This is a genomic window from Acinetobacter sp. NIPH 2100 (assembly GCF_000369805.1).
GTDB lineage: Bacteria > Pseudomonadota > Gammaproteobacteria > Pseudomonadales > Moraxellaceae > Acinetobacter.
This window is the reverse complement of record NZ_KB850224.1, coordinates 963,903-984,768: the sequence shown is the minus strand read 5'-3', so window position 1 is coordinate 984,768 and position 20,866 is coordinate 963,903. Positions and strand designations below refer to the sequence as shown.

Sequence of the window (20,866 nt, the reverse complement as noted above, 5' to 3'; positions counted from 1 at the left end):
TACTGATGCAGATTATCAGCAATTTAAAGCAAAATTTGAATAAAAAAATGGGCAGTTTTCACTGCCCGTTGAAGTTAACTCAGATTAAAGCCCAACTCAGCACGCCATTTATTCAATAACGCAGTGGTATCCTGATCATTGGGATGAAACTTCAGTCTTAAGAAATCCAATAAGGTTGGGATTTGACGGGTCATAAACCCTTTATAACCATACATAAATTTGATCATGTATTTGGTATCACGCCATGTAAGCTTGTCATCAGTACGCAAAAGTTTCGCTGTGAAATAAGACTGGGTAATAAAGATCAGTCCCATTGCAATCACCAATGCCAATGAGCGCATAAAATAGGCTTTCGCACCTTGACCATACATCGCTTCATACACATCAAAAGCGACCGCCTTATGTTCATTTTCTTCTACCGCATGCCACATCCATAAATGGTACATGGTTTGATCCATAAACATCGCTTGAATGTCTGGATTACTTAACAGCTCTTCTGCAATGGTTGAAGTAAAGTGCTCTAATGCACACGTCCCAGTAAGCCCGATCATCTCTTTACTAAAACCAAAAGGTTTGAGTATTTTTGAAGCAACACCAATAGTGCGGTTAATCAAGCGCCCTGTTTGAGCTTCTAATTCACGAACATCATAACCATAAGCTTGTGCTGAAGCATTAAAAGCCAAATGTTCTTTAGAATGCATCGCTTCTTGACCAATAAAGGCACTGATCTCTTTCTGCAGTCGCTGATCGGCCAATTTAGGGTCATTACGTACCGCACGTGTACTATTCACAAAGAATTGTTCACCCTCTGGGAATAGTGCTGAAAGCGCAGTCATAAAATGTGTTAATGCTGCATCACCATTGGCCCAATAACGAGGCACTTCAGCAAATTCAAAGTCCATTCGGCGTACAGGAAAACTGGCGCCAGCTCGGTTTGAAATATTGACTTTAGCATTCATTCCTTGTTCTCCTATACGATAGATATTCATCATTGATCACTTTCTATACTTCATTTATACGCTCTTTTAAATGCAGGTAATAAGTGCAGATAAGGTCAGAAAAGCATCATCTTAGGACATGTCAACAGATTCAAAATATTCTATGAAATGAAAGATTAAAAATATAAAAGGGCAACCAAGTTGCCCTTTTATAAACGATGTTTGTTGAATGAATTTGTACAGATTACAAACCTAATTTCGCTTTCCAATCTTGCAATAATTGTACGGTGTCTAAGTCATTCGGATGGAAACCTGGTTTAAAGTAAGCCAGCATTTCACCTGCCATACCTGAAATAATTCCTTTTGATGGACTATAAGCATATTTATAAATCATGCCTAACTCTTTTAAATTCAATTTTCCATCATCTTTCAAAAGCTTCACCACAAATGAAGATTGGGTCAGGAAAATCGCCACCATCGCAACAACCAAAGCACTATTGCGTAAAGCGTAAGCTTTCACACCACGCCCAAAGATTTCTTCATAAACATCATAAGCAACTGCTTTATGTTCATTTTCCTCTACTGCATGCCATAACCACATATATTCCATAGTCTTGTCTTGCATCAATTCTTGGATATATTGGTTACGCAATAGCTCCGATGCAATTGTGGCAGTAAAGTGCTCAAGTGCCGTTGTGGCTGTTAAGTCCACCATTTCTTGAGTCATACCGAATGGTTTAACCAATTTGGCAAATAATTTACGGCCCGTTTGAATGACAACGCCAGTTCTTCTTTCCAGCGTTTCAATATCATGACCATATTTTTGAGCTGAAGCATTGAAATTGACATGCTCTTGGGTATGCATTGCCTCTTGCCCAATAAAAGCACTGATTTCTTTTTGCAATTTTTCATTGTCTTTAATGGCTGGGTGATAACGTACAGCACGGACTGAATCGATAAATAATTTCTCACCATCTGGAAACAAGGCAGATAAGCCAGTCATAAAATGAGTTAATCCAGCAGAACCACTCACCCAATACTCAGGAACTTCATTAAAATCAAAATTCATACGACGTACTGGGAAACTTGCACCTGCACGATTTGAAATATTTACTTTAGCATTCATGCTGCCTACTCCTTTTCAGTGGTTTATTTCCACTGAGCACTTTTGTTCGTTTTCTTGAGTTTTATATTACGGTTTTATCTGAATCAATTAAGTGCAGTTTAGGACAGCGTAGTATCAGTTTAGGACACTCTTACAAAAAAATTGTCGAACAATAGACGAAAAAAACACCCCAGAGGGGTGTTTTTTTTCACTCTAAGCGATTATGCAGTTACTTTAGCAACAACACCAGCGCCTACAGTACGACCACCTTCACGGATCGCAAAACGTAGACCTGGGTCCATTGCGATCGGGTGAATTAATTCTACTGACATCTCAACGTTGTCACCAGGCATTACCATTTCTACGCCATCTTGTAATTTGATCGCGCCAGTTACGTCAGTTGTACGGAAGTAGAACTGTGGACGGTAACCGTTAAGGAATGGAGTATGACGACCACCTTCTTCTTTAGAAAGTACGTATACTTCTGCATCGAATTTAGTGTGCGGCTTGATTGTACCTGGCTTAGCAAGTACTTGACCACGTTGTACATCTTCACGCTTAGTACCACGAAGAAGAACACCACAGTTCTCGCCTGCACGACCTTCGTCAAGCAATTTACGGAACATTTCTACGCCAGTTACAGTTGTTTTAACCGTATCTTTGATACCTACGATTTCAACTTCTTCACCAACTTTTACGATACCAGCTTCTACACGACCAGTTACTACTGTACCACGGCCTGAGATAGAGAATACGTCTTCGATTGGCATTAAGAATGCTTTGTCGATTGCGCGCTCTGGCTCTGGAATGTAAGAATCAAGTGCAGCAACTAAATCGATTACAGCTTTCTCGCCATAAGGACCGTCGTTACCGTTTAATGCTTGAAGCGCTGAACCACGGATGATTGGAGTGTCATCACCTGGGAAGTCATAAGTAGAAAGAAGTTCACGAACTTCCATTTCTACTAATTCAAGTAATTCTTCATCATCAACAAGGTCACACTTGTTTAAGAATACGATGATGTAAGGTACACCAACCTGACGTGAAAGAAGGATGTGTTCACGAGTTTGTGGCATTGGACCATCAGTCGCAGCACATACAAGGATCGCGCCGTCCATCTGAGCAGCACCAGTAATCATGTTTTTAACATAATCGGCGTGGCCCGGGCAGTCTACGTGAGCGTAGTGACGGATTGGAGAATCGTATTCTACGTGTGAAGTATTAATTGTAATACCACGTGCTTTTTCTTCAGGAGCTGAGTCGATTTGTGAGTAATCTTTCGCTTCACCGCCGTAAGTTTTTGCACAAATAGTTGCAATCGCAGCAGTTAAAGTTGTTTTACCATGGTCAACGTGACCAATTGTACCCACGTTTACGTGTGGTTTATTACGTTCAAACTTGGCTTTAGCCATGATGATCTTCCTTTATAAACTGCTCATGAGGGTCGCCCATGAGCACTTGGTTTTTTAACTAAATTTAGTTGGGTAATATAGTAATCGAAAGATTACTCGTCGTCACCTTTTTTACCGCCAGCTTGGAACTTAGCGATGATGCCTTCAGCCACGTTACGTGGTGTTTCAGCGTATTTAGCGAATTCCATAGAATAAGTCGCACGACCTTGAGACATAGAACGCATTTGAGTCGCGTAACCAAACATCTCAGCCAATGGAACTTCTGCTTTAATGGCTTTAGTTCCACCAGGAAGATCATCCATACCTTGAACCATACCACGACGACGGTTTAAGTCACCCATGATATCGCCCATGTAGTCTTCTGGAGTTTCTACTTCAACTTTCATGATTGGTTCAAGAAGGATAGGATCCGCTTTCATGAAACCGTCACGGAAAGCGTATGAACCTGCCATTTTGAACGACAATTCATCAGAGTCGACATCGTGGTAAGAACCATCGAATAATGTCGCTTTGATACCCACAACAGGGTAACCAGCCAATACACCATTCTTCATACGTTCTTGAATACCTTTGTCTACCGCACCAAAGAATTCTTTAGGTACAGTACCGCCGACAACTTCTTCAGCGAATAGGTATTCTTTACCAGCTTCTTCAACATCCATAGGCTCTAAACGAACATATACATGACCGAATTTACCTTTACCACCTGTTTGACGAACAAACTTACCTTCTTGCTCAACAGACTTTTTGATCGTTTCACGGTAAGCAACCATTGGTTTACCAATGTTCGCTTCAACACCGAATTCACGCTTCATACGGTCAACGATGATGTCAAGGTGAAGCTCACCCATACCAGCAATAATTGTTTGACCAGATTCTTCATCTGTACGAACGCGGAACGATGGATCTTCTTTCGCCAAACGGCCTAAAGCAATTGACATTTTTTCTTGGTCAGCTTTAGTTTTTGGTTCAACAGCCAATGAAATTACTGGCTCTGGGAATTCCATACGCTCAAGTGTAATGATGTTTTTCTCATCACATAATGTATCACCCGTAGTAACGTCTTTAAGACCTACACACGCTGCGATATCACCTGCACGGATTTCATCAAGATCTTGACGTTCGTTCGCATGCATTTGCACGATACGACCGATACGTTCACGCTTAGATTTAACTGGGTTATAAACCGGATCACCTTGTTTAAGAACACCAGAGTAAACACGTACGAATGTTAAGTTACCTACGAACTTATCGTTCATGATTTTGAACGCAAGTGCAGAGAACGGAGCTTCGTCAGATGCTTCACGAGATGCTTTAGTTTCATCTTTGTCGTCAAGAATACCTTCAATTGCTTTAACTTCTGTTGGAGAAGGTAAGAATTGAATTACAGCATCCAACATACGTTGAACACCTTTGTTCTTGAACGCTGAACCACAAAGCATAACTTGGATTTCAGACGCCAAAGTACGAGTACGTAAACCAGCGATGATTTCTTCTTTAGAAAGATCGCCTTCTTCTAGGTACTTGTCCATTAACTCTTCAGATGCTTCAGCCGCAGCTTCAACCATCTTAGTACGCCATTCGTTCGCAGTATCAACGAGGTCAGCAGGAATATCACCGTATTCGAACTTCATACCTTGAGATGCTTCATCCCAGATAATCGCTTTCATTTCGATGAGGTCAACAACACCTGCAAACGTATCTTCTGCACCAATTGGCACAACGATAGGAACAGGATTACCGCCTAGACGCGTTTTAACTTGATCAACAGCACGGAAGAAGTTTGCACCAGTACGGTCCATCTTGTTCACGAACGCTAAACGAGGCACTTTATATTTGTTCGCTTGACGCCATACAGTTTCAGACTGAGGTTGTACGCCACCAACTGCACAGTAAACCATGCACGCACCATCAAGAACACGCATAGAACGTTCAACTTCGATTGTGAAGTCTACGTGTCCCGGTGTATCGATTACGTTGATACGGTGTTGTGGGAATTGGCTACTCATACCTGACCAGAAACAAGTGGTTGCAGCAGAGGTAATTGTAATACCACGCTCTTGCTCTTGTTCCATCCAGTCCATTGTTGCTGCACCATCGTGTACTTCACCAATTTTGTGAGATACACCTGTGTAGAACAAAATACGTTCTGTTGTAGTTGTTTTACCTGCGTCGATGTGCGCAGAAATACCGATGTTACGGTAATTACTAATCGGGGTTTGGCGAGCCATGATGTCTACATTCCTAAATGTTATTTTTAAAACAGGACGCATCAATTAAATTGATGCGCACGAATATCCAAGCAGGCAACTTAAATACCCGCAAAGCCCCCACTTTGATAGAGAGCGATGTTGAATCGAGCTGCGGTACGCATGAATATTCTCCTGATTAGGGACTGTTTTATCCGCTTAGAAACGGTAGTGAGAGAAGGCTTTGTTGGCTTCAGCCATACGATGCACGTCTTCACGTTTTTTGATCGCAGAACCTTTACCTTCAGCTGCATCAAGCAACTCACCAGCAAGACGTAAAGCCATCGTTTTTTCAGAACGCTTAGCAGCAGCATCTACTAACCAACGCATAGCTAAAGCAGTACGACGGGATGGGCGTACTTCCATAGGTACTTGATAAGTAGCACCACCAACACGGCGTGCTTTTACTTCAACCATAGGACGAACTTTTTCAAGAGTAGTCTCGAAAAATTCAACTGGGTCTACTTTGTTTTTTTCTTGAACGCGGTCTAAAGCACCGTAAACGATACTTTCAGCAATAGATTTTTTACCATCTTGCATTACGTGGTTCATGAATTTAGCGATTGTTTGGCTGCTAAATTTTGGATCTGGAAGGATCTCACGAGCAGCGACTACGCGACGTCTTGGCATTTTAATACACCTAATAATATGACACTTCAGGATAATCCAGCAGTTTGTACGAGTGTCATGTACTTTCGCTGGCCTTACTATACGTCGCTTGAATTACAAAACTATGAAGAATTCAAACAAGCGAAACGCTAAAGGGTTGCTTGGACTAGTTTCCTAGAATTACTTCTTAGGACGCTTAGTACCGTATTTAGAACGTGACTGGTTACGATCTTTAACGCCAGCACAGTCTAAAGAACCACGAACGGTATGGTAACGTACACCTGGTAAATCTTTAACACGACCACCACGGATAAGAACAACACTGTGCTCTTGTAGGTTATGACCTTCACCACCGATATAGCTAGAAACTTCAAAACCTGAAGTTAAGCGAACACGGCAAACCTTACGCATTGCTGAGTTAGGTTTTTTAGGTGTAGTAGTATAAACACGTGTACATACACCACGACGTTGTGGACAAGCCTTCAACGCAGGAACTTTAGATTTTTCAATCAAAGTTGTACGACCCTTACGGATCAACTGATTTGTTGTTGCCATTTGGCAATTCTCCCGTTATTAAACAACCTTAAAAAAAGAAAAGAACCTCTTTTTAAGGGCACATAATTGTAAGCTAAGAAGTAAAAATGGTCAACATTTCAAGTGTCGACCATTTCTGAAGTTTGTTGTGTTTTTAATACCTAAAACACCACACCCACATTTAGCTATGTTTTGTTGAGGCTGGCTCTATATCAATTGATTTTTGCTCAGCGGTGATTTCTGTTTCAGCATCCTCAAAAGTTTCATCTTGCAGCACCTTTAATGCAGGCTGTTGCTCTGCATGAGGATGCTCAACCACATGCTGTTCAGCAAGTTGTTGAATTCCAGCTTCAACCTTGTCATCTACAGCGACTGTTGGTGTTGTATTGTCTTTGGTTTTAACGGTTACATTGGTAATCACATCATTCGGTTCGTCTAATGAGGTCTTATTATTTTCAACTGTTGTAGAACTTAATAACCGTGGACTCGCCTTCTTCAATAATGCTTCTGCTTTAAAATATGCTTCTAGCGGCGAAATCTTTTCATTCGGATATTCATTCATATAAAAGCGTGCAGCACCAAAAATCGATTGCGATTTATGTCCAACATCTTCTAACAGTCTCCAACTATAGAAACCACCCAGTGCTGCGCCTGCGATTGGTGTCAGTTTACCAATCACTGAAGCTTGAGGAATACGATTGAGCCAGTTCCATTTAAACTGGCCACTTTCATCCACCAGCCATTTTTTTACCAACTCTATATCATTATTCGAACCTAGCAATTGCTGAAACTGTTGCAAATCATGGGTTTCCAACATGGATTTCAAAGCTTTTAACGCAACCAACAAGGTTTGTTTTTCTGCAACCAGACTCAAATCAATTTCTTTAAAGATAAATGCAACAATTTCTTGGTCAGCATCTTCAGATAAATCAAAACCGTGTGAACGGCCCGTTTGATAAATTGTTCTCAAGGTCAAAACAATAGATGCTGGGATATCGATTGCAGCACCCCAAACACCCGTTGCACCTGTAATTGCACCTTGCGCGGCAGCTAATAATTTATTTTGTTCGATCAAAGCCTGACTCAAACGCTGTGAACGCCCTGTATCTGTCGTCAGTTCCATAATATCTTTCACCCCTGCTTCCTCAAGGATTTTTTCAGTCAGGGAACTATTCGAACTAAATTCATTTAACCACTGAAATAAATAGTCTGAGACCTTATCGCCTAAATCTGGCGATACAAAAGAAGCCACACTATTCACTCGATTATAATGACGGCCTAATAATTGATGCGATAGTTTTGGGAATTGTTGACGCAGCATTTGTTGAGGATTTTCATATTTCTCTACCTCAAATGGACTTTTGAAACGTGCTTTTCCTTCAACAATATTGGATGAATTTGCAAGTTCTGCACCCGATGTGGTTGGGGCAACTTGAAATTTCTGTAATTCTGAACTGAGCTTTTTAGCCACTCCAAAGGCTTGTGCAAATAAACCTGAAGATTGCTTGTTTTTAGATTTTGTCATCAAGTACCTCTGTTGTGTAATCTGTGCATTTCTAGGTAAATACTAGGTTGAATGCAGATTTATCTCAACTTTTATCTGTGTTCTTTCTTTACGTTTCGTCACAACATCGCGAATATTTACGAATATTTACACAACTGGAAATAGGCATAAGATTTGCCATAAGAAATAAAAAACCTTTCTGCTATCATGGTGTCATTCACTCATAAGCCATTTTAATCGTTATTTTTCTCCTGATTTGTATTCATAGCGAGATGCACAGGGCTTAAGTATTACCATAAAAGGGATCTGTAAATGAAACGTGTTGTAATCACTGGTATGGGCATTAACTCATGTATCGGTAACTCTTTAGAAGAGGTCACTCATTCTTTAAAAAATGGAATCTCAGGAACACGTTTTAATCCGACTTATGCCGAACTGAATTTTAAAAGCCATGTCAGCGCAGCAGCTGCACAAGATTTTGACGGGATTGACCGCAAAGTTAAACGCTTTATGGGCGTATGTGCCATGTATGCCTACAACACCGCAATTGCAGCCGTAGAACATGCAGGGCTGAAACAAGAAGATTTAGCAAATAATCCTCGTTATGGAATTGCGGGTGGTTCAGGTGGTAACTCAACTGCATCAGTTGTCGAAATGGTTAAACTTTTAGAAGAGAAAGGCGCACGTAAAGTCGGTCCATTTTTCGTTCCTCGCAATATGAGTAACACGATTACAGCCAATGTTGGCGTTGCGTTAAAACTTCAAGGTGTTGCGCACTCGATTACCAGCGCATGTGCAACTTCTGCCGATGCCATTGGTTATGCCTATAACCTGATTCAATTGGGTAAACAAGATTTAATGCTTGCTGGGGGTGGCGAAGAAGATCACTGGTCTCAAAGCTTGTTGTTTGATGCCATGGGTGCATTGTGTTCAAAATATAATGACAGCCCTGAAACTGCATCACGTCCATATTCAAAAGATCGTGACGGTTTCGTTATTGCAGGCGGTGGTGGTTTCGTGGTGCTTGAATCACTTGAACATGCGCAAGCACGTGGTGCGAATATTTTAGCTGAAGTAATTGGCTATGCTGCAAACAGTGATGGTGCAGACATGGTTGCCCCAAGTGGTGAAGGCGCGACACGCTGTATCATCATGGCACTGGATGAAGCAAAACAGCACGGCGTAGAAAGTATTGACTATGTCAACACACATGGTACATCAACACCAGCAGGTGACGTGACCGAACTTAAAGCAATGGAACGTGCATTTGGTGAAGGACAAGTTCCGCCACTCAGTTCAACCAAATCAATGACGGGTCACAGCTTAGGTGCTGCTGGTGTTCAGGAAGCGATTTATTCTGTCTTGATGATGCAAAATGACTTCATTGCACCAAACATCAACGTGACTGAGCTTGATGAGGGCGCGCAAGGTTTCGATATTGTACTTGAAAAACGTGATGCAAAACTGAATACTGTCATGAGTAACAGTTTTGGCTTTGGCGGTGTAAACGCCTGCCTTATTTTCAAGAAGTGGGATGCATAATCCTGCGTAGGATTATCGATGGATGCACCTTCTGATGCTTTCTTGTGGGTAAAAGCATTACATATTATTGCCGTGGTTTGCTGGTTCGCTGCATTGTTCTACTTACCACGCCTTTATGTCTACCATGCCATGAGCGAAGATGCGGTAAGTCATCAACGCTTTGAAGTCATGGAACGTAAGTTGTATCGCGGGATCATGTGGCCGTCTATGATTGCCACACTCATTACGGCTCACTTTCTCGTTGATTGGGGTGATGCAACCCGACATTATCATGAAGCCTTATGGTTTTATCTTAAGGTCGGTTTGGTAGGCCTATTGGTGATTTACCATTTTGTTTGCGGTTATTACCGTAAAAAGCTGATTGGCAATGCCCACTATAAATCACATAAGTTCTGGCGTTTTTTTAATGAGATGCCGACCCTGATCTTATTTGCCGTGGTCATCTTAGTGGTGGTAAAACCTCAGTTTTAACTGAGGTTTTTTTATTCTAGAATAAAAAATAACTAATGTTTTTTCACGCTTGAATTCCAGATGATCAAACCATTTATATACAGATTAAAAGCGCGATTGATTTCCAGCTTAATTTTTTATCTCAAAATGAATCAATTTCAATATCGGGGATTGACGTCTGGCGAAATCAAAATTGCTCGCTCGGTCTTTGGCGAACTCATCGATTATGCACAAATAAAGATTTTTAATATCCCCTATCTACCTTGGCAACCTGCCAATATTTTTATGGCACCGAACGGCAACTTATTTGTACATCAGAAATATTTCCGTCCTGACTATTCAATATGTTCAATGTCCCTACAAGGAATCTTTATTCATGAGTTGGCGCATATTCTACAGTTTCAGCAAGGAACCAATGTCATTGTTAAAGGCGCAATACTTCAAGCAGGCTATTACCTCAGCTTTAAGCAATACAACCCATATCGATATCAATTTATAAGAAACAAAGCCTTTTCGAGTTATAACATCGAACAACAAGGTGATATTGCACGAGATGTGTTTTTCCACAAAATCCCCAACATTCTTCTAGAAAAATAAAAAGCCCTGTCAGTTTCAACTACAGGGCTTTTTAAGTAAGCATTTTGCAAGAAAAATTATGCAGTAGTGCCTTTTTGAGTTTCAGTTTTAAGCTCATGACTATCATCCATATCAGTCGTAAAATCTACACGCATCGCATCCTTAACAATGGTACCAATACGCCCGACACCAATAGCTAAAGCTAAGGCGATTACAGGCAATAAAATCGTTGAAGTCATAATTTCGTACCTCTTTATTTAAAATGACTATTTAATAAATCAGCTTAAGCTTGTTGATCTTGTTCACGGAACATTACTGTTCCAATACGACCAACAACGACAGCTAAACCAAAAGCAATGACTGGAAATAATAAAACTGACATCGTTCGTTACCTCATCCAAAATGAATTAAAATTTAATGATCAATTAAACTTGTTGATCTTTTTCTTGGAACATCACTGTACCCACACGACCAACCACTACAGCTAAGCCAAATGCAATTACAGGAAATAATAAAACTGACATTGTTGTTACCTCATCATTTTACGTGCTTGGGTACACTTGATGCGTATCAAAGTGCACATCCGTTCACATTAATTAGGATAATAGCAGTGCACAAATGTACACTCAAGTGTCGCAAAGATATTCCCGATGAACGGTATAAAAAACACACAACAAACGATCAAGCTATTGAAAATAATTACTTTATAAAAAAGCACAACTGTTCTATTTTTCAGATAGTATGCGCAACAAACCAAAAGTGATTCTTTTTACTCAAATTTTTTATTGTTTTTGCATGCTGTCATTGAGGTGTCACAGCAAAATGCGAAAATGACATGAAAAAAAACTTTATGTGACTCTATTCAATTTATTCACATTCATGCACCATAATCACGCAAACATTGAGAAATGTTGCTGTTTTATACAGAAAAACTTGTTATTTTTACGCAGAAAAATGTGCATTTAGTATATATTAGTAAACTTGTAATTTTTGTTTAAGATATAAAATGTTTGGCGCCATGATATACACTTGTTTTTAATAACTATACTTATATAAATCAAAAACTTGTATATCATAACTTGTTAAGACTTAGGATTAGGTTTGAATGAAAAATTTTAAAATTGCCCTTGCTCAATTCTCTCCGCATATTGGCAATCTTGATGCAAATACTCAAAAGATGGTTGAGCAAGCAAATTTAGCGAAACAACAACAGGCTGATTTGATCATCTTCCCTGAACTTTCTACATTAGGTTACCCTGCTGAAGACTTAATACTTCGCCCAAACCTACAAAAACGCACTCAAAAAGCGTTTGCTCAGTTAAGCGAAGTAAAAGATATTCTCATGGTGTTTGGTTTTGTGCACCAAACTGAAGACGGCCATCGTTATAATTCCGCTGCTGTAATGAAAGATGGACAAGTTTTAGGTGTTTATAACAAACACAACTTGCCAAATTATGGTGTATTTGATGAAAAACGCTACTTCCAAGAAGGCCATCAACATCTGGTTTTTGAATATTTAGGACATAAGTTTGGTGTCTTGATTTGCGAAGATGTATGGTCACTGAATACTGTGAAGCAACTCAGCCAACTGAATGTTGAAACGGTTCTGGTCTTAAATGCTTCACCTTATGAAGTAGGTAAACCACAGCACCGTATTCAAACCTTAAATGAGCTTGCTAAACAATTAAGTCTAAATATCGTTTATGTGAACCAAGTCGGTGGGCAAGACGATCTGATTTTTGATGGTTCAAGTTTTGTCAGCAGCAATAATGGACAACTGGTATTACAAGTACCAAGTTTCCAAGAGTCGATTGCGATTGCTGAATTTGATGCCGAACAAAAACAATTTAAAACCGCAGATGCAACACCTGCTTTAGAAACCTTTGCTGAAATTTATCAAGCTTTGGTAATGGCAACACGTGACTATGTACAGCGTTCAGGCTTCCCAGGGGTAATTTTAGGATTATCAGGTGGGATCGATTCTGCTTTAACAATGGCGATTGCAGTTGATGCCATTGGTGCCGATAAAGTCCAAGCCGTGATGATGCCATATACCTATACCTCACAAATGAGTGTAGAAGATGCAACTGAACAAGCACGTCGTATGGGTGTTACATTCGGTATTGCCGAGATTCACCCAATTGTAAATAGTTTCATGCAGACCTTGTTCCCGTTCTTTGGCAACACACCAGCGGATGCGACGGAAGAAAACTTACAAGCGCGTACTCGTGGCACCCTGCTCATGGGCTTATCCAATAAGTTTGGTAACCTCGTACTCTCTACTGGTAACAAGTCTGAGATTTCAGTTGGTTATTGTACCCTTTACGGCGACATGGTTGGTGGCTTCTCAGTTCTCAAAGATGTCTATAAAACCATTGTGTTTGAGTTAGCGAAATACCGTAACACGCTAGATGAAACACCTGTGATTCCTGAGCGTGTCATTACTCGTCCACCATCAGCAGAACTCCGTCCTGATCAAAAAGATCAAGACTCACTCCCTGCTTATGATGTACTTGATGCTATCTTATATGCTTATATTGAAGAAGATCTCAGCCAAGCAGACATCATCGGCAAAGGCTATGAAGCCGCAGTCGTAGAAAAAGTGATTCGTTTGGTTGATCGCAATGAATACAAGCGTCGTCAGGGCGCGATTGGACCACGTATTAGTTCACGTGCCTTCAGTCGTGAGCGACGCTACCCGATCGTCAACGGATGGACCGCGAATGACTGAAAAAATTGTTTCTGAAAAGTCACAATTACTTGCTCAAGCACTTATGCTTGAGCAAGTTGCATTTTATAAACACCAACTCACCACTCAACTTTCTGCTGATTTTTTCCAGCAATTTATTCAGCTTTTTCTCCAACATGCACCCAACATCCAACTCAAAGAAGTGGTGGAGTTAGAGCAAATCCAAGCCGTGGTAAAACGCTATGCTTTTGAAATGCAGCTTGGTGCAGGTTTATTAGAGTTTATTGGGGAAATTGCACAAAGACTGCATGTATTCTCACTGCAATCATCAGCTCAGTTACAAGATATATTTTCAGACCACCAATTTGAAATGTGGTTATCCAAATTTTTGGAACTTGAAAATATTCGCCATTATTTGAATCAATTTTTAAAAGAAAGCCCTTCTATTCAACAGTTGTGCCAATACATTGCGACCACAACTTTGCAAAACAAACTGCCAAAACTATTTACTCAGTCCGATGAAGAGCGAATTTCTGAGAGCAAATATGAGTGGCAACACAAATTAAAAAGTTTTTCTCATCGCCAGCAGCAACGCATTGAGCAGAAAATTGAAGAGAGTATCGCCCGCTTCATACAAGAACAATTGGTCGATCTCAGTTTGCTTTCAAATGATGATTTAGAGAGCCTTGCACGCAATGTTTGGGACGATAACAAAGCCAAACCGTTATCTGAATATACCAAACAAGTCACACCACTGGATGTGGAAGAATTCTTTGTGATGATTTATGAGTATTGGAAAGAATTGCGTCAATCCTCTTTCATACAAGATTTGATCTTATACGGCGTGAAAGTCTTTTATGACTTCTATAAAGATGAAAGTCTGGAAGATGTTTTTGCTGCAATTGGTATAGAAGAAACAGATTTACTCAATGAAGCGGTGCGTTTTTATCCAAAAGCTGTCGTTGCATTAGATGAGCATGATGTACTGGAACCGATCATCACTTTAATTTTAAAACCTTTCTATGAAAGCGCCCAGACGCTCGCCACAATCGAAAAACATCTATAAACAACAAAGCCTGTAAATAAATGAATTATTTACAGGCTTTTGCACATCTGATCTATTATTTTTACATATCACGTAGATAAAAAGAAACCACGCAGGAGCGTGGTTTTTAAAATGGTGGCTATGACGAGACTTGAACTTGTGACCCCCGCATTATGAGTGCGGTGCTCTAACCAACTGAGCTACATAGCCGTAAACTGTGTGCGCATTATCTAGTGTTCAGCATTACGGGTCAAGTCTATGATCTTGAAAATATAGAACATATGAACAGTTTTTATGCTATCAACCATCAATTGATCACTTTTCAGCAAATCTAATCACAAACTTAAAAATTGAATCAAGATAAACGCTGTCATTGTTCAGAACTGAATGATGCAAAGCCTTTTTGAAGATGATAAAAACTGCAGATAAAAAGAGACCACGCAGGAGCGTGGTCTATAAAATGGTGGCTATGACGAGACTTGAACTTGTGACCCCCGCATTATGAGTGCGGTGCTCTAACCAACTGAGCTACATAGCCGAAAACTGTGGGCGCATTATCTTAACTTTCACTACACACGTCAAGCACAATTTTCAAAAAATCTTTGAAGTGGGCCTGTAAGCCGGGTTCTGTCGAGGACGATCATTCCTCTAGGCGTACAATCACTCATACGCTCAAGCGACCTACCCGAATCCAGCACGGGCCGTGCCTCAGGATTCCTATTTGGTCTTGCTTCTGGTGGGGTTTACCTTGCCGTGAACTGTTACCAGACACGCGGTGCGCTCTTACCGCACCCTTTCACCCTTACCGAATCCTACCTAGCCTCCCTTTATTAAAGGGAGGAACGGAGGGATTGGCGGTCTACTCTCTGCTGCACTTGCCGTCGGCTTTCGCCGCCCAGGCGTTACCTGGCACCTTGCCCTATGAAGCCCGGACTTTCCTCCCCTGTTTCAGTCACGGAGACCTCCACAGCAGCGACCGTCCGGCCCACTTCGTGGCGCATCTTATCAAACTTAAGCGTTAATTGCTCGCATTTTTTTGCCCAGTTAATTTTTTGTATTTCGCCATCAGGTCATCATGCGATTCGACATGTTGAGGATCGAGCGGAATACAATCAACTGGACAAAACAACTGACACTGTGGCTGATCATGATGACCGATGCATTCTGTACAGAGTGCAGGATCAATCTCATAAATCAGCTCACCCATATAAATGGCTTCATTCGGACATACAGGTTCACAGACATCACAGTTAATGCATTCATCTGTAATATATAAAGACACGCTACCAACCTTGTTGATGTTTACGTTCAAAGGCCTCAACCACAACGGCAGGCACAAATTTAGTCACATCACCTTGTAAACGAGCAATTTCTCTTACCAATGTCGATGAGATAAATGAATATTGCTCAGAGGGAGTTAAAAATACCGATTCAAAATGTGGGTCAAGTTGACGGTTCATATTCGCCAATTGAAACTCATATTCAAAATCTGAAATTGCTCTTAAACCACGTAGTACTGCTGTTGCACGCTGTTCACGGAAGAAATTGACCAACAGACCATCAAAGCCAACAAACTCAACATTGGTCAAATGACTAAGAGAAGCTTTGGCTAATTCAACACGCTCTTCTAAACTAAACACAGGATTTTTATGATGGCCAATCGCGATTGCAACCACCACCTCATCAAACATTTTTGATGCTCTTGCAACCAAATCAACATGTCCATTGGTAATTGGATCGAAAGTCCCCGGATAAATCACACGTGTTTTAGACATGCGTTGTACTCTAGTTAATGAGATAAGACGCGTATTTTAACAAATCTTCGGCCTAAACGCGAAATTCCTAAACAATGGAAAAAGGTTGCGTTTTACGGCACAATAGCTGTAATTGTGGAAGTTTAGATTATGGCGCAAGCAACAGTTGTAAAAAAACATAATGGTGGCACGATTGCTCAAAACAAAAGGGCGCGTCACGATTACTTTATCGAAGAAAAATTTGAAGCAGGCATGTCCTTACAAGGTTGGGAAGTAAAATCTCTACGTGCGGGACGTATGACGCTCACAGAAAGCTATGTAATTTTTAAAAATGGCGAAGCTTTTTTATTGGGCTCACAAATTCAGCCTTTATTGTCTGCATCAACCCATGTGGTTCCAGAAGCAACACGTACGCGTAAGTTGCTGCTCTCTCGTCGTGAGTTAGAAAAGCTTTTGGGTGCAGTCAATCAAAAAGGCTATTCATGTGTACCATTGGCTTGTTACTGGAAAGGCCGTTTGGTTAAGTTGGAAATTGCACTGGTGAAAGGTAAGCAATTACATGACAAGCGTGCTACAGAAAAAGATCGTGACTGGCAACGTGATAAATCTCGCCTGCTGCACAAATAAAAAAAACCTCCAGTGATTGGAGGTTTTTTTTATTCAAGATTAAACAGAGACATGCGTTAATCTTAATTCTGCTAAATATTTTCCAAACTTACGTGCTGTTTCTAAATCACCTTCTGGTGGGGTAATTTCAACGCTGGCATTATCAGACTGGGTCATTAAGCCTAAAAAGCTCGACATACGGTTAATATCTAACGAACTTCTTCCCGTCGGCATAAATGGCAAACCAGCCCACAACATGCCATGTTGCATCGCAAATAAGTTAATTTGCTGCAATACCGCCAATTTGTCTCCACTGAGACCGCCGCCATTAGTAAAACCAGCAGCCAATTTGCCTTGCCATGCCCGCGCTAACCAACGTTTAGACGAGTCTTCCATAAACTGTTTCAATGCGGCTGTCAGACTGCCCATATAGGTTGGGCAACCGATAACAATCACATCTGCTTGGTCCAATAGATCCCATTGTGGCGCAGCCACAGAAATGAGATGCACTTCTGCACCTGCCTGCTCGGCACCTTGAGTAATATATTGTGCAACTTTGGCGGTATGCCCATAAGGACTATGATAAACCACACAAACTTTAACTTGAGGAGTAATTTGCTCAATAACAGACATGGAGAATTTTAAAAACCAATGAATTAGATCAAGTTTAACATTTTCACTACGACATGGCGAATCAACAACGCAACGAATGCAATTTATTGCATAAATACAAAAGTTGCCATTCGCCCTGTTTTTGCATCACGGCGATAAGAGAAATAGTCTTCGGCTTGTTGATATGAGCATTGATCTCCACCTAAAACAGTTTCGACACCCAAATGTTTTAAAATAAAGCGAGCAATCGCATAAAGATCCGCTTGATATTTATCCTCAACCTGACCAGCAATAAAAGCAGTGTCGAGCTCAGGATATTTTTCACAAAATGCTGCCTTGACTTCTGCTCCAACCTCAAAACACGGTTGACTAATCGCAGCACCCAACCATGCCCAAGTGGGTTTAGATTTCATTTCAGCAACTGTATTTTCAATGATTCCACTGGCCAAGCCACGCCAACCTGCATGTAGATTAGCGACCTCAGTTCCCTCATGGTTACCCAATACCACGGGCAGACAGTCTGCTGTCATCATCATTAAGGCATGGCCAGCACGTTGCGTCACCAAACCATCGCCTTCAAGGGCAATAAATGGAATCTGTTCATTCACGGTATGACAGATCGTGCTATGGGTTTGCGTCATCCAGGTCATTTTATCTACACCAAATGCAGCAAACTGATTCAACAAGACCATCCGATGCTGCTGAACACGCTGCGCATCATCATTCACATGCAAAGCCAAATTAAACCCAGCCAGGTTTTGATTCAATGTTGCAATGCTTTGAGGATGTTCAATCCGTGTTTGACCGACATAAATACCCTGAGGCAGACCTTGTACAAATTGCATAAAATTCCTTCCAACCTCCCGTTTCAAAGGGAGGGAGCTGAATATGTCACCCTTTATTAAAAAGGAACTTTACTTAATAGGCTTCATTTTCGCTGCGTAATACTTCAAGCAACTGAGTAAAATCTTCAGGCCAAGGTGCTTCAAACATCATCTCTTCACCCGTACGTGGATGCACCAAACCAAGTTTGGCGGCATGTAATGCTTGGCGCTTAAAGCTGCGCAGCATATCAGTTAATGTTTCTGATGCACCTGCTGGGAAGCGAACACGATTGACATAGACAGGATCACCCACCAAGCCATGCCCAAGATAACTAAAGTGCACACGAATTTGATGCGTACGGCCGGTTTCTAGCTGCGCCTGAATTCGGGTAAAGTCACGGAAGCGCTCTTTCACATTATAGTGCGTTACTGCATCACGCCCGCCCGGTAAGATCGCCATTTTGATACGATCTACAGGATGACGCTTAATCGGTTCGTCAATAGTGCCGCCTGCAATGACATTGCCATAAACAACCAGATCATAAACACGATAAACAGTTTTCTTGGCCAATTGCTTGCTCAGAGAAAATTGTGCTTCCAAGTTTTTTGCAACCACCAATAAACCACTGGTGTCTTTATCAATACGATGTACTAAACCTGCACGAGACAGCTCTGCCAATTTTGGGGCGTGATAAAGCAAGGCATTAACCAAAGTTCCAGTTGGATTACCTGCACCTGGATGAACCACCATCCCGACTTCTTTATTGATCACAATAATATCGTCATCTTCATAGACAATATTTAAAGGAATATTTTCTGGCTGGCTTGAGGTTTGTGCTTCAAGTTCAACTTCAAGCGTGAGGAGCTCATTACCTTCACAACGGTACTTGGGTTTAACAATGTTACCATTTACCAACAGATGCCCGTCTTTCATCCATTGCTTGAGTTTCTCGCGTGAAAAGTCACTCCAGACCAATGCGGCAACCTGATCTATGCGTTGGCCTAAATAGTCTTCATCAAGTTGAATTTGCAACGATAAACGTGTTGCAGTTGAGTCAGAATTATGATTATCTGCATCGACAGAATCTTCGAGTAAGAAATCTGTTTCAGAGATGTTTGAATTGGAAGATTGTGCTGAAGTCATTTGATGATCGGTACAAAAATGGTTTAATAGCACCATTGTAGCTCATTGCCCAGAATAACAGAGGAGTTTTTATGTCGCTACCACGTTATAAAATTACGGTGCTTGCACTTTCTTTAGGTGTAGCATCTGCATTTGTGGGCTGTAGCAGCAATCCAAGTAAGAAAGAAGTGGTGGATAAAGGACCACAATCAAGTGAACAAGTTTATTTCGACAAAGCACAAAAATCGCTTGATCGTAATCAATATACTGATGCAGTAAAGTCACTTGAAGCTTTAGATACCTACTATCCGACTGGGCAATATACACAACAGGCTCAACTTGAGCTTCTTTATGCGAAATTCAAACAAAAAGATTATGAAGGCACAATTGCGCTTGCAGATCGTTTCATTCGTTTAAATCCGCAGCATCCAAATGTCGATTATGCTTACTATGTTCGTGGCGTAGCCAACATGGAACAGAATTACGATAGCTTGATTCGTTATACCTCTTTACAGCAATCACACCGTGATGTCAGCTATGTGAAAGTGGCATATCAAAATTTTGTTGAACTGATTCGTCGTTTCCCAAGTAGCCAATATTCAGTAGATGCGGCACAACGCATGAAGTTTATTGGTCAAGAACTTGCAGAAAGTGAGATGAATGCAGCACGTTTTAACATTCAGCGTAAAGCATGGCTGGCTGCTGCTGAACGTGCACAATGGGTAATTGAACATTATCCACAGACGCCGCAAACGCCTGAGGCATTAGCCACTTTGGCCTATAGCTATCAACAGCTTGGTGACAAAGCGACCTCGCAACAATATATTGATATTTTAAAACTAAACTATCCGAACTTGGTCAAATCGAATGGCGAAGTGAATTTACGTGCAGCACGTAAAGAAGGAAGTTGGGTTAACCGCGCAACGCTAGGCTTACTTGGTCGTGAATCAAAAACCAATCAAGTTAAAGATGAAGCGAAAAGCGATACCGAACAACGTAGCTTAACCAATCGTTTAAGTCTTGGTTTGTTGGATAAACCAGAAACTGAACAAGCAGCACCTGCGCCAGTCGCAGCGCCTGAAGCACCTGCAGCGACAACGGAAAATAAACCAAGTTGGAAAAACCGTTTAAGCTTTGGGCTGTTAGATAAGCCTGAAGCTGAAAAAACAGCTGAGGATGATGCTGCAAACTAATCTGCAATCTTCTGATACACCAAACAGGCAAGTATTCCCTTGCCTGTTTTTCATTTTATGCAACAATGATTTCTGACATTTTTGCCGAGCAAGGATGTTCT

20 protein-coding genes, 2 tRNA genes and 1 other RNA gene are annotated in these 20,866 nt (G+C 41.0%); 7 read left to right on the top strand and 16 right to left on the bottom strand.

Annotation, left to right across the window (positions count from 1 at the left end; all coding sequences use genetic code 11):
• Positions 1–74: 74 nt before the first annotated feature.
• The 7 genes from F887_RS13340 to F887_RS13370 form a co-directional block, all read right to left on the bottom strand.
• A complete protein-coding gene (locus tag F887_RS13340) occupies positions 75–959 on the bottom strand; it encodes a metal-dependent hydrolase (RefSeq protein WP_005292257.1) in 885 nt (294 codons plus the stop codon).
• Positions 960–1,182: 223 nt separating this feature from the next.
• The gene (locus F887_RS13345) at positions 1,183–2,064 is read right to left on the bottom strand and encodes a metal-dependent hydrolase (protein ID WP_005292254.1); all 882 of its coding nucleotides are present in this window, start codon (positions 2,062–2,064) and stop codon (positions 1,183–1,185) included.
• Between the two features lie 200 nt (positions 2,065–2,264).
• Positions 2,265–3,455: an elongation factor Tu gene (gene tuf, locus F887_RS13350; protein ID WP_004802222.1), complete on the bottom strand. Its 1,191-nt coding sequence runs from the start codon at positions 3,453–3,455 to the stop codon at positions 2,265–2,267.
• A gap of 92 nt (positions 3,456–3,547) precedes the next feature.
• Complete coding sequence (fusA, locus tag F887_RS13355; RefSeq protein ID WP_005292251.1) at positions 3,548–5,686, bottom strand: elongation factor G; 2,139 nt, start codon at positions 5,684–5,686, stop codon at positions 3,548–3,550.
• 177 nt (positions 5,687–5,863) lie between these two features.
• Complete coding sequence (rpsG, locus tag F887_RS13360) at positions 5,864–6,334, bottom strand: 30S ribosomal protein S7 (RefSeq protein WP_005190966.1); 471 nt, start codon at positions 6,332–6,334, stop codon at positions 5,864–5,866.
• 159 nt (positions 6,335–6,493) lie between these two features.
• The gene (rpsL, locus tag F887_RS13365) at positions 6,494–6,868 is read right to left on the bottom strand and encodes a 30S ribosomal protein S12 (RefSeq protein WP_004648013.1); all 375 of its coding nucleotides are present in this window, start codon (positions 6,866–6,868) and stop codon (positions 6,494–6,496) included.
• A gap of 160 nt (positions 6,869–7,028) precedes the next feature.
• The gene (locus tag F887_RS13370; protein ID WP_005292248.1) at positions 7,029–8,372 is read right to left on the bottom strand and encodes an EcsC family protein; all 1,344 of its coding nucleotides are present in this window, start codon (positions 8,370–8,372) and stop codon (positions 7,029–7,031) included.
• A 291-nt stretch (positions 8,373–8,663) separates the two neighbouring features.
• Between F887_RS13370 and F887_RS13375 the strand changes: the two genes are divergently transcribed.
• The 3 genes from F887_RS13375 to F887_RS13385 are packed head-to-tail and all read left to right on the top strand — an operon-like array spanning position 8,664 to position 10,940.
• Entirely contained in the window at positions 8,664–9,893 is a 1,230-nt protein-coding gene (locus F887_RS13375) for a beta-ketoacyl synthase N-terminal-like domain-containing protein (protein WP_005292245.1), read from the top strand.
• An 18-nt stretch (positions 9,894–9,911) separates the two neighbouring features.
• Complete coding sequence (gene hemJ, locus F887_RS13380) at positions 9,912–10,364, top strand: protoporphyrinogen oxidase HemJ (RefSeq protein WP_004805133.1); 453 nt, start codon at positions 9,912–9,914, stop codon at positions 10,362–10,364.
• Positions 10,365–10,424: 60 nt separating this feature from the next.
• Positions 10,425–10,940, top strand: coding sequence for a hypothetical protein (locus tag F887_RS13385; protein WP_005292243.1), 516 nt, complete (start codon positions 10,425–10,427; stop codon positions 10,938–10,940).
• A 56-nt stretch (positions 10,941–10,996) separates the two neighbouring features.
• Here the strand turns inward: F887_RS13385 and F887_RS18605 are convergent, their stop codons facing one another.
• Entirely contained in the window at positions 10,997–11,158 is a 162-nt protein-coding gene (locus tag F887_RS18605; protein ID WP_005292241.1) for a hypothetical protein, read from the bottom strand.
• An 866-nt stretch (positions 11,159–12,024) separates the two neighbouring features.
• Here F887_RS18605 and F887_RS13390 point away from each other — a divergent pair.
• Positions 12,025–13,650, top strand: a complete 1,626-nt coding sequence (locus F887_RS13390) for an NAD+ synthase (RefSeq protein ID WP_005292239.1) — start codon at positions 12,025–12,027, stop codon at positions 13,648–13,650.
• The gene (locus F887_RS13395) at positions 13,643–14,674 is read left to right on the top strand and encodes a hypothetical protein (RefSeq protein ID WP_005292237.1); all 1,032 of its coding nucleotides are present in this window, start codon (positions 13,643–13,645) and stop codon (positions 14,672–14,674) included. Before F887_RS13390 ends, F887_RS13395 begins: the two co-directional genes overlap by 8 nt.
• Before the next feature lie 112 nt (positions 14,675–14,786).
• On the opposite strand, the gene F887_RS13400 is transcribed toward F887_RS13395, so the two are convergent.
• The 5 genes from F887_RS13400 to coaD all read right to left on the bottom strand — a co-directional run bounded on the left by F887_RS13400 (position 14,787) and on the right by coaD (position 16,428).
• Positions 14,787–14,863, bottom strand: a tRNA-Met gene (locus F887_RS13400).
• Positions 14,864–15,114: 251 nt separating this feature from the next.
• Positions 15,115–15,191, bottom strand: a tRNA-Met gene (locus F887_RS13405).
• A 62-nt stretch (positions 15,192–15,253) separates the two neighbouring features.
• Positions 15,254–15,645, bottom strand: an RNA gene (gene rnpB / locus F887_RS18180) — RNase P RNA component class A.
• A gap of 26 nt (positions 15,646–15,671) precedes the next feature.
• Entirely contained in the window at positions 15,672–15,935 is a 264-nt protein-coding gene (locus F887_RS13410) for a YfhL family 4Fe-4S dicluster ferredoxin (RefSeq protein ID WP_004805118.1), read from the bottom strand.
• Position 15,936: 1 nt separating this feature from the next.
• Entirely contained in the window at positions 15,937–16,428 is a 492-nt protein-coding gene (coaD, locus tag F887_RS13415) for a pantetheine-phosphate adenylyltransferase (protein WP_005292235.1), read from the bottom strand.
• Between the two features lie 129 nt (positions 16,429–16,557).
• On the opposite strand from coaD, the gene smpB reads away from it, so the two are divergent.
• Positions 16,558–17,034, top strand: a complete 477-nt coding sequence (gene smpB / locus F887_RS13420) for an SsrA-binding protein SmpB (protein WP_005292233.1) — start codon at positions 16,558–16,560, stop codon at positions 17,032–17,034.
• A gap of 39 nt (positions 17,035–17,073) precedes the next feature.
• Here smpB and F887_RS13425 read toward each other — a convergent pair whose 3' ends face one another.
• The 3 genes from F887_RS13425 to rluD form a co-directional block, all read right to left on the bottom strand.
• The gene (locus tag F887_RS13425) at positions 17,074–17,646 is read right to left on the bottom strand and encodes a flavodoxin family protein (RefSeq protein WP_005292230.1); all 573 of its coding nucleotides are present in this window, start codon (positions 17,644–17,646) and stop codon (positions 17,074–17,076) included.
• Positions 17,647–17,729: 83 nt separating this feature from the next.
• Positions 17,730–18,470 (bottom strand): peptidoglycan editing factor PgeF, encoded by a 741-nt coding sequence (gene pgeF, locus F887_RS13430; protein WP_005292228.1) that lies wholly within the window; start codon positions 18,468–18,470, stop codon positions 17,730–17,732.
• Between the two features lie 73 nt (positions 18,471–18,543).
• Positions 18,544–19,593 (bottom strand): 23S rRNA pseudouridine(1911/1915/1917) synthase RluD, encoded by a 1,050-nt coding sequence (rluD, locus tag F887_RS13435; RefSeq protein ID WP_032863082.1) that lies wholly within the window; start codon positions 19,591–19,593, stop codon positions 18,544–18,546.
• Between the two features lie 71 nt (positions 19,594–19,664).
• Here rluD and F887_RS13440 point away from each other — a divergent pair, with 71 nt between their 5' ends.
• The gene (locus tag F887_RS13440; protein ID WP_005292224.1) at positions 19,665–20,765 is read left to right on the top strand and encodes an outer membrane protein assembly factor BamD; all 1,101 of its coding nucleotides are present in this window, start codon (positions 19,665–19,667) and stop codon (positions 20,763–20,765) included.
• Positions 20,766–20,866 lie beyond the last annotated feature (101 nt).

Coding starts and splice junctions, on each gene's coding strand:
- hemJ (WP_004805133.1), top strand. CDS start 9,912: ATGGATGCACCTTCTGATGCTTTCTTGTGGGTAAAAGCATTACATATT.
- fusA (WP_005292251.1), bottom strand. CDS start 5,686: ATGGCTCGCCAAACCCCGATTAGTAATTACCGTAACATCGGTATTTCT.
- F887_RS13385 (WP_005292243.1), top strand. CDS start 10,425: ATGATCAAACCATTTATATACAGATTAAAAGCGCGATTGATTTCCAGC.
- tuf (WP_004802222.1), bottom strand. CDS start 3,455: ATGGCTAAAGCCAAGTTTGAACGTAATAAACCACACGTAAACGTGGGT.
- F887_RS13345 (WP_005292254.1), bottom strand. CDS start 2,064: ATGAATGCTAAAGTAAATATTTCAAATCGTGCAGGTGCAAGTTTCCCA.
- F887_RS18605 (WP_005292241.1), bottom strand. CDS start 11,158: ATGACTTCAACGATTTTATTGCCTGTAATCGCCTTAGCTTTAGCTATT.
- F887_RS13340 (WP_005292257.1), bottom strand. CDS start 959: ATGAATGCTAAAGTCAATATTTCAAACCGAGCTGGCGCCAGTTTTCCT.
- rpsG (WP_005190966.1), bottom strand. CDS start 6,334: ATGCCAAGACGTCGCGTAGTCGCTGCTCGTGAGATCCTTCCAGATCCA.
- F887_RS13425 (WP_005292230.1), bottom strand. CDS start 17,646: ATGTCTGTTATTGAGCAAATTACTCCTCAAGTTAAAGTTTGTGTGGTT.
- F887_RS13440 (WP_005292224.1), top strand. CDS start 19,665: ATGTCGCTACCACGTTATAAAATTACGGTGCTTGCACTTTCTTTAGGT.
- F887_RS13375 (WP_005292245.1), top strand. CDS start 8,664: ATGAAACGTGTTGTAATCACTGGTATGGGCATTAACTCATGTATCGGT.
- rluD (WP_032863082.1), bottom strand. CDS start 19,593: ATGACTTCAGCACAATCTTCCAATTCAAACATCTCTGAAACAGATTTC.
- pgeF (WP_005292228.1), bottom strand. CDS start 18,470: ATGCAATTTGTACAAGGTCTGCCTCAGGGTATTTATGTCGGTCAAACA.
- rpsL (WP_004648013.1), bottom strand. CDS start 6,868: ATGGCAACAACAAATCAGTTGATCCGTAAGGGTCGTACAACTTTGATT.
- smpB (WP_005292233.1), top strand. CDS start 16,558: ATGGCGCAAGCAACAGTTGTAAAAAAACATAATGGTGGCACGATTGCT.
- coaD (WP_005292235.1), bottom strand. CDS start 16,428: ATGTCTAAAACACGTGTGATTTATCCGGGGACTTTCGATCCAATTACC.
- F887_RS13390 (WP_005292239.1), top strand. CDS start 12,025: ATGAAAAATTTTAAAATTGCCCTTGCTCAATTCTCTCCGCATATTGGC.
- F887_RS13395 (WP_005292237.1), top strand. CDS start 13,643: ATGACTGAAAAAATTGTTTCTGAAAAGTCACAATTACTTGCTCAAGCA.
- F887_RS13370 (WP_005292248.1), bottom strand. CDS start 8,372: ATGACAAAATCTAAAAACAAGCAATCTTCAGGTTTATTTGCACAAGCC.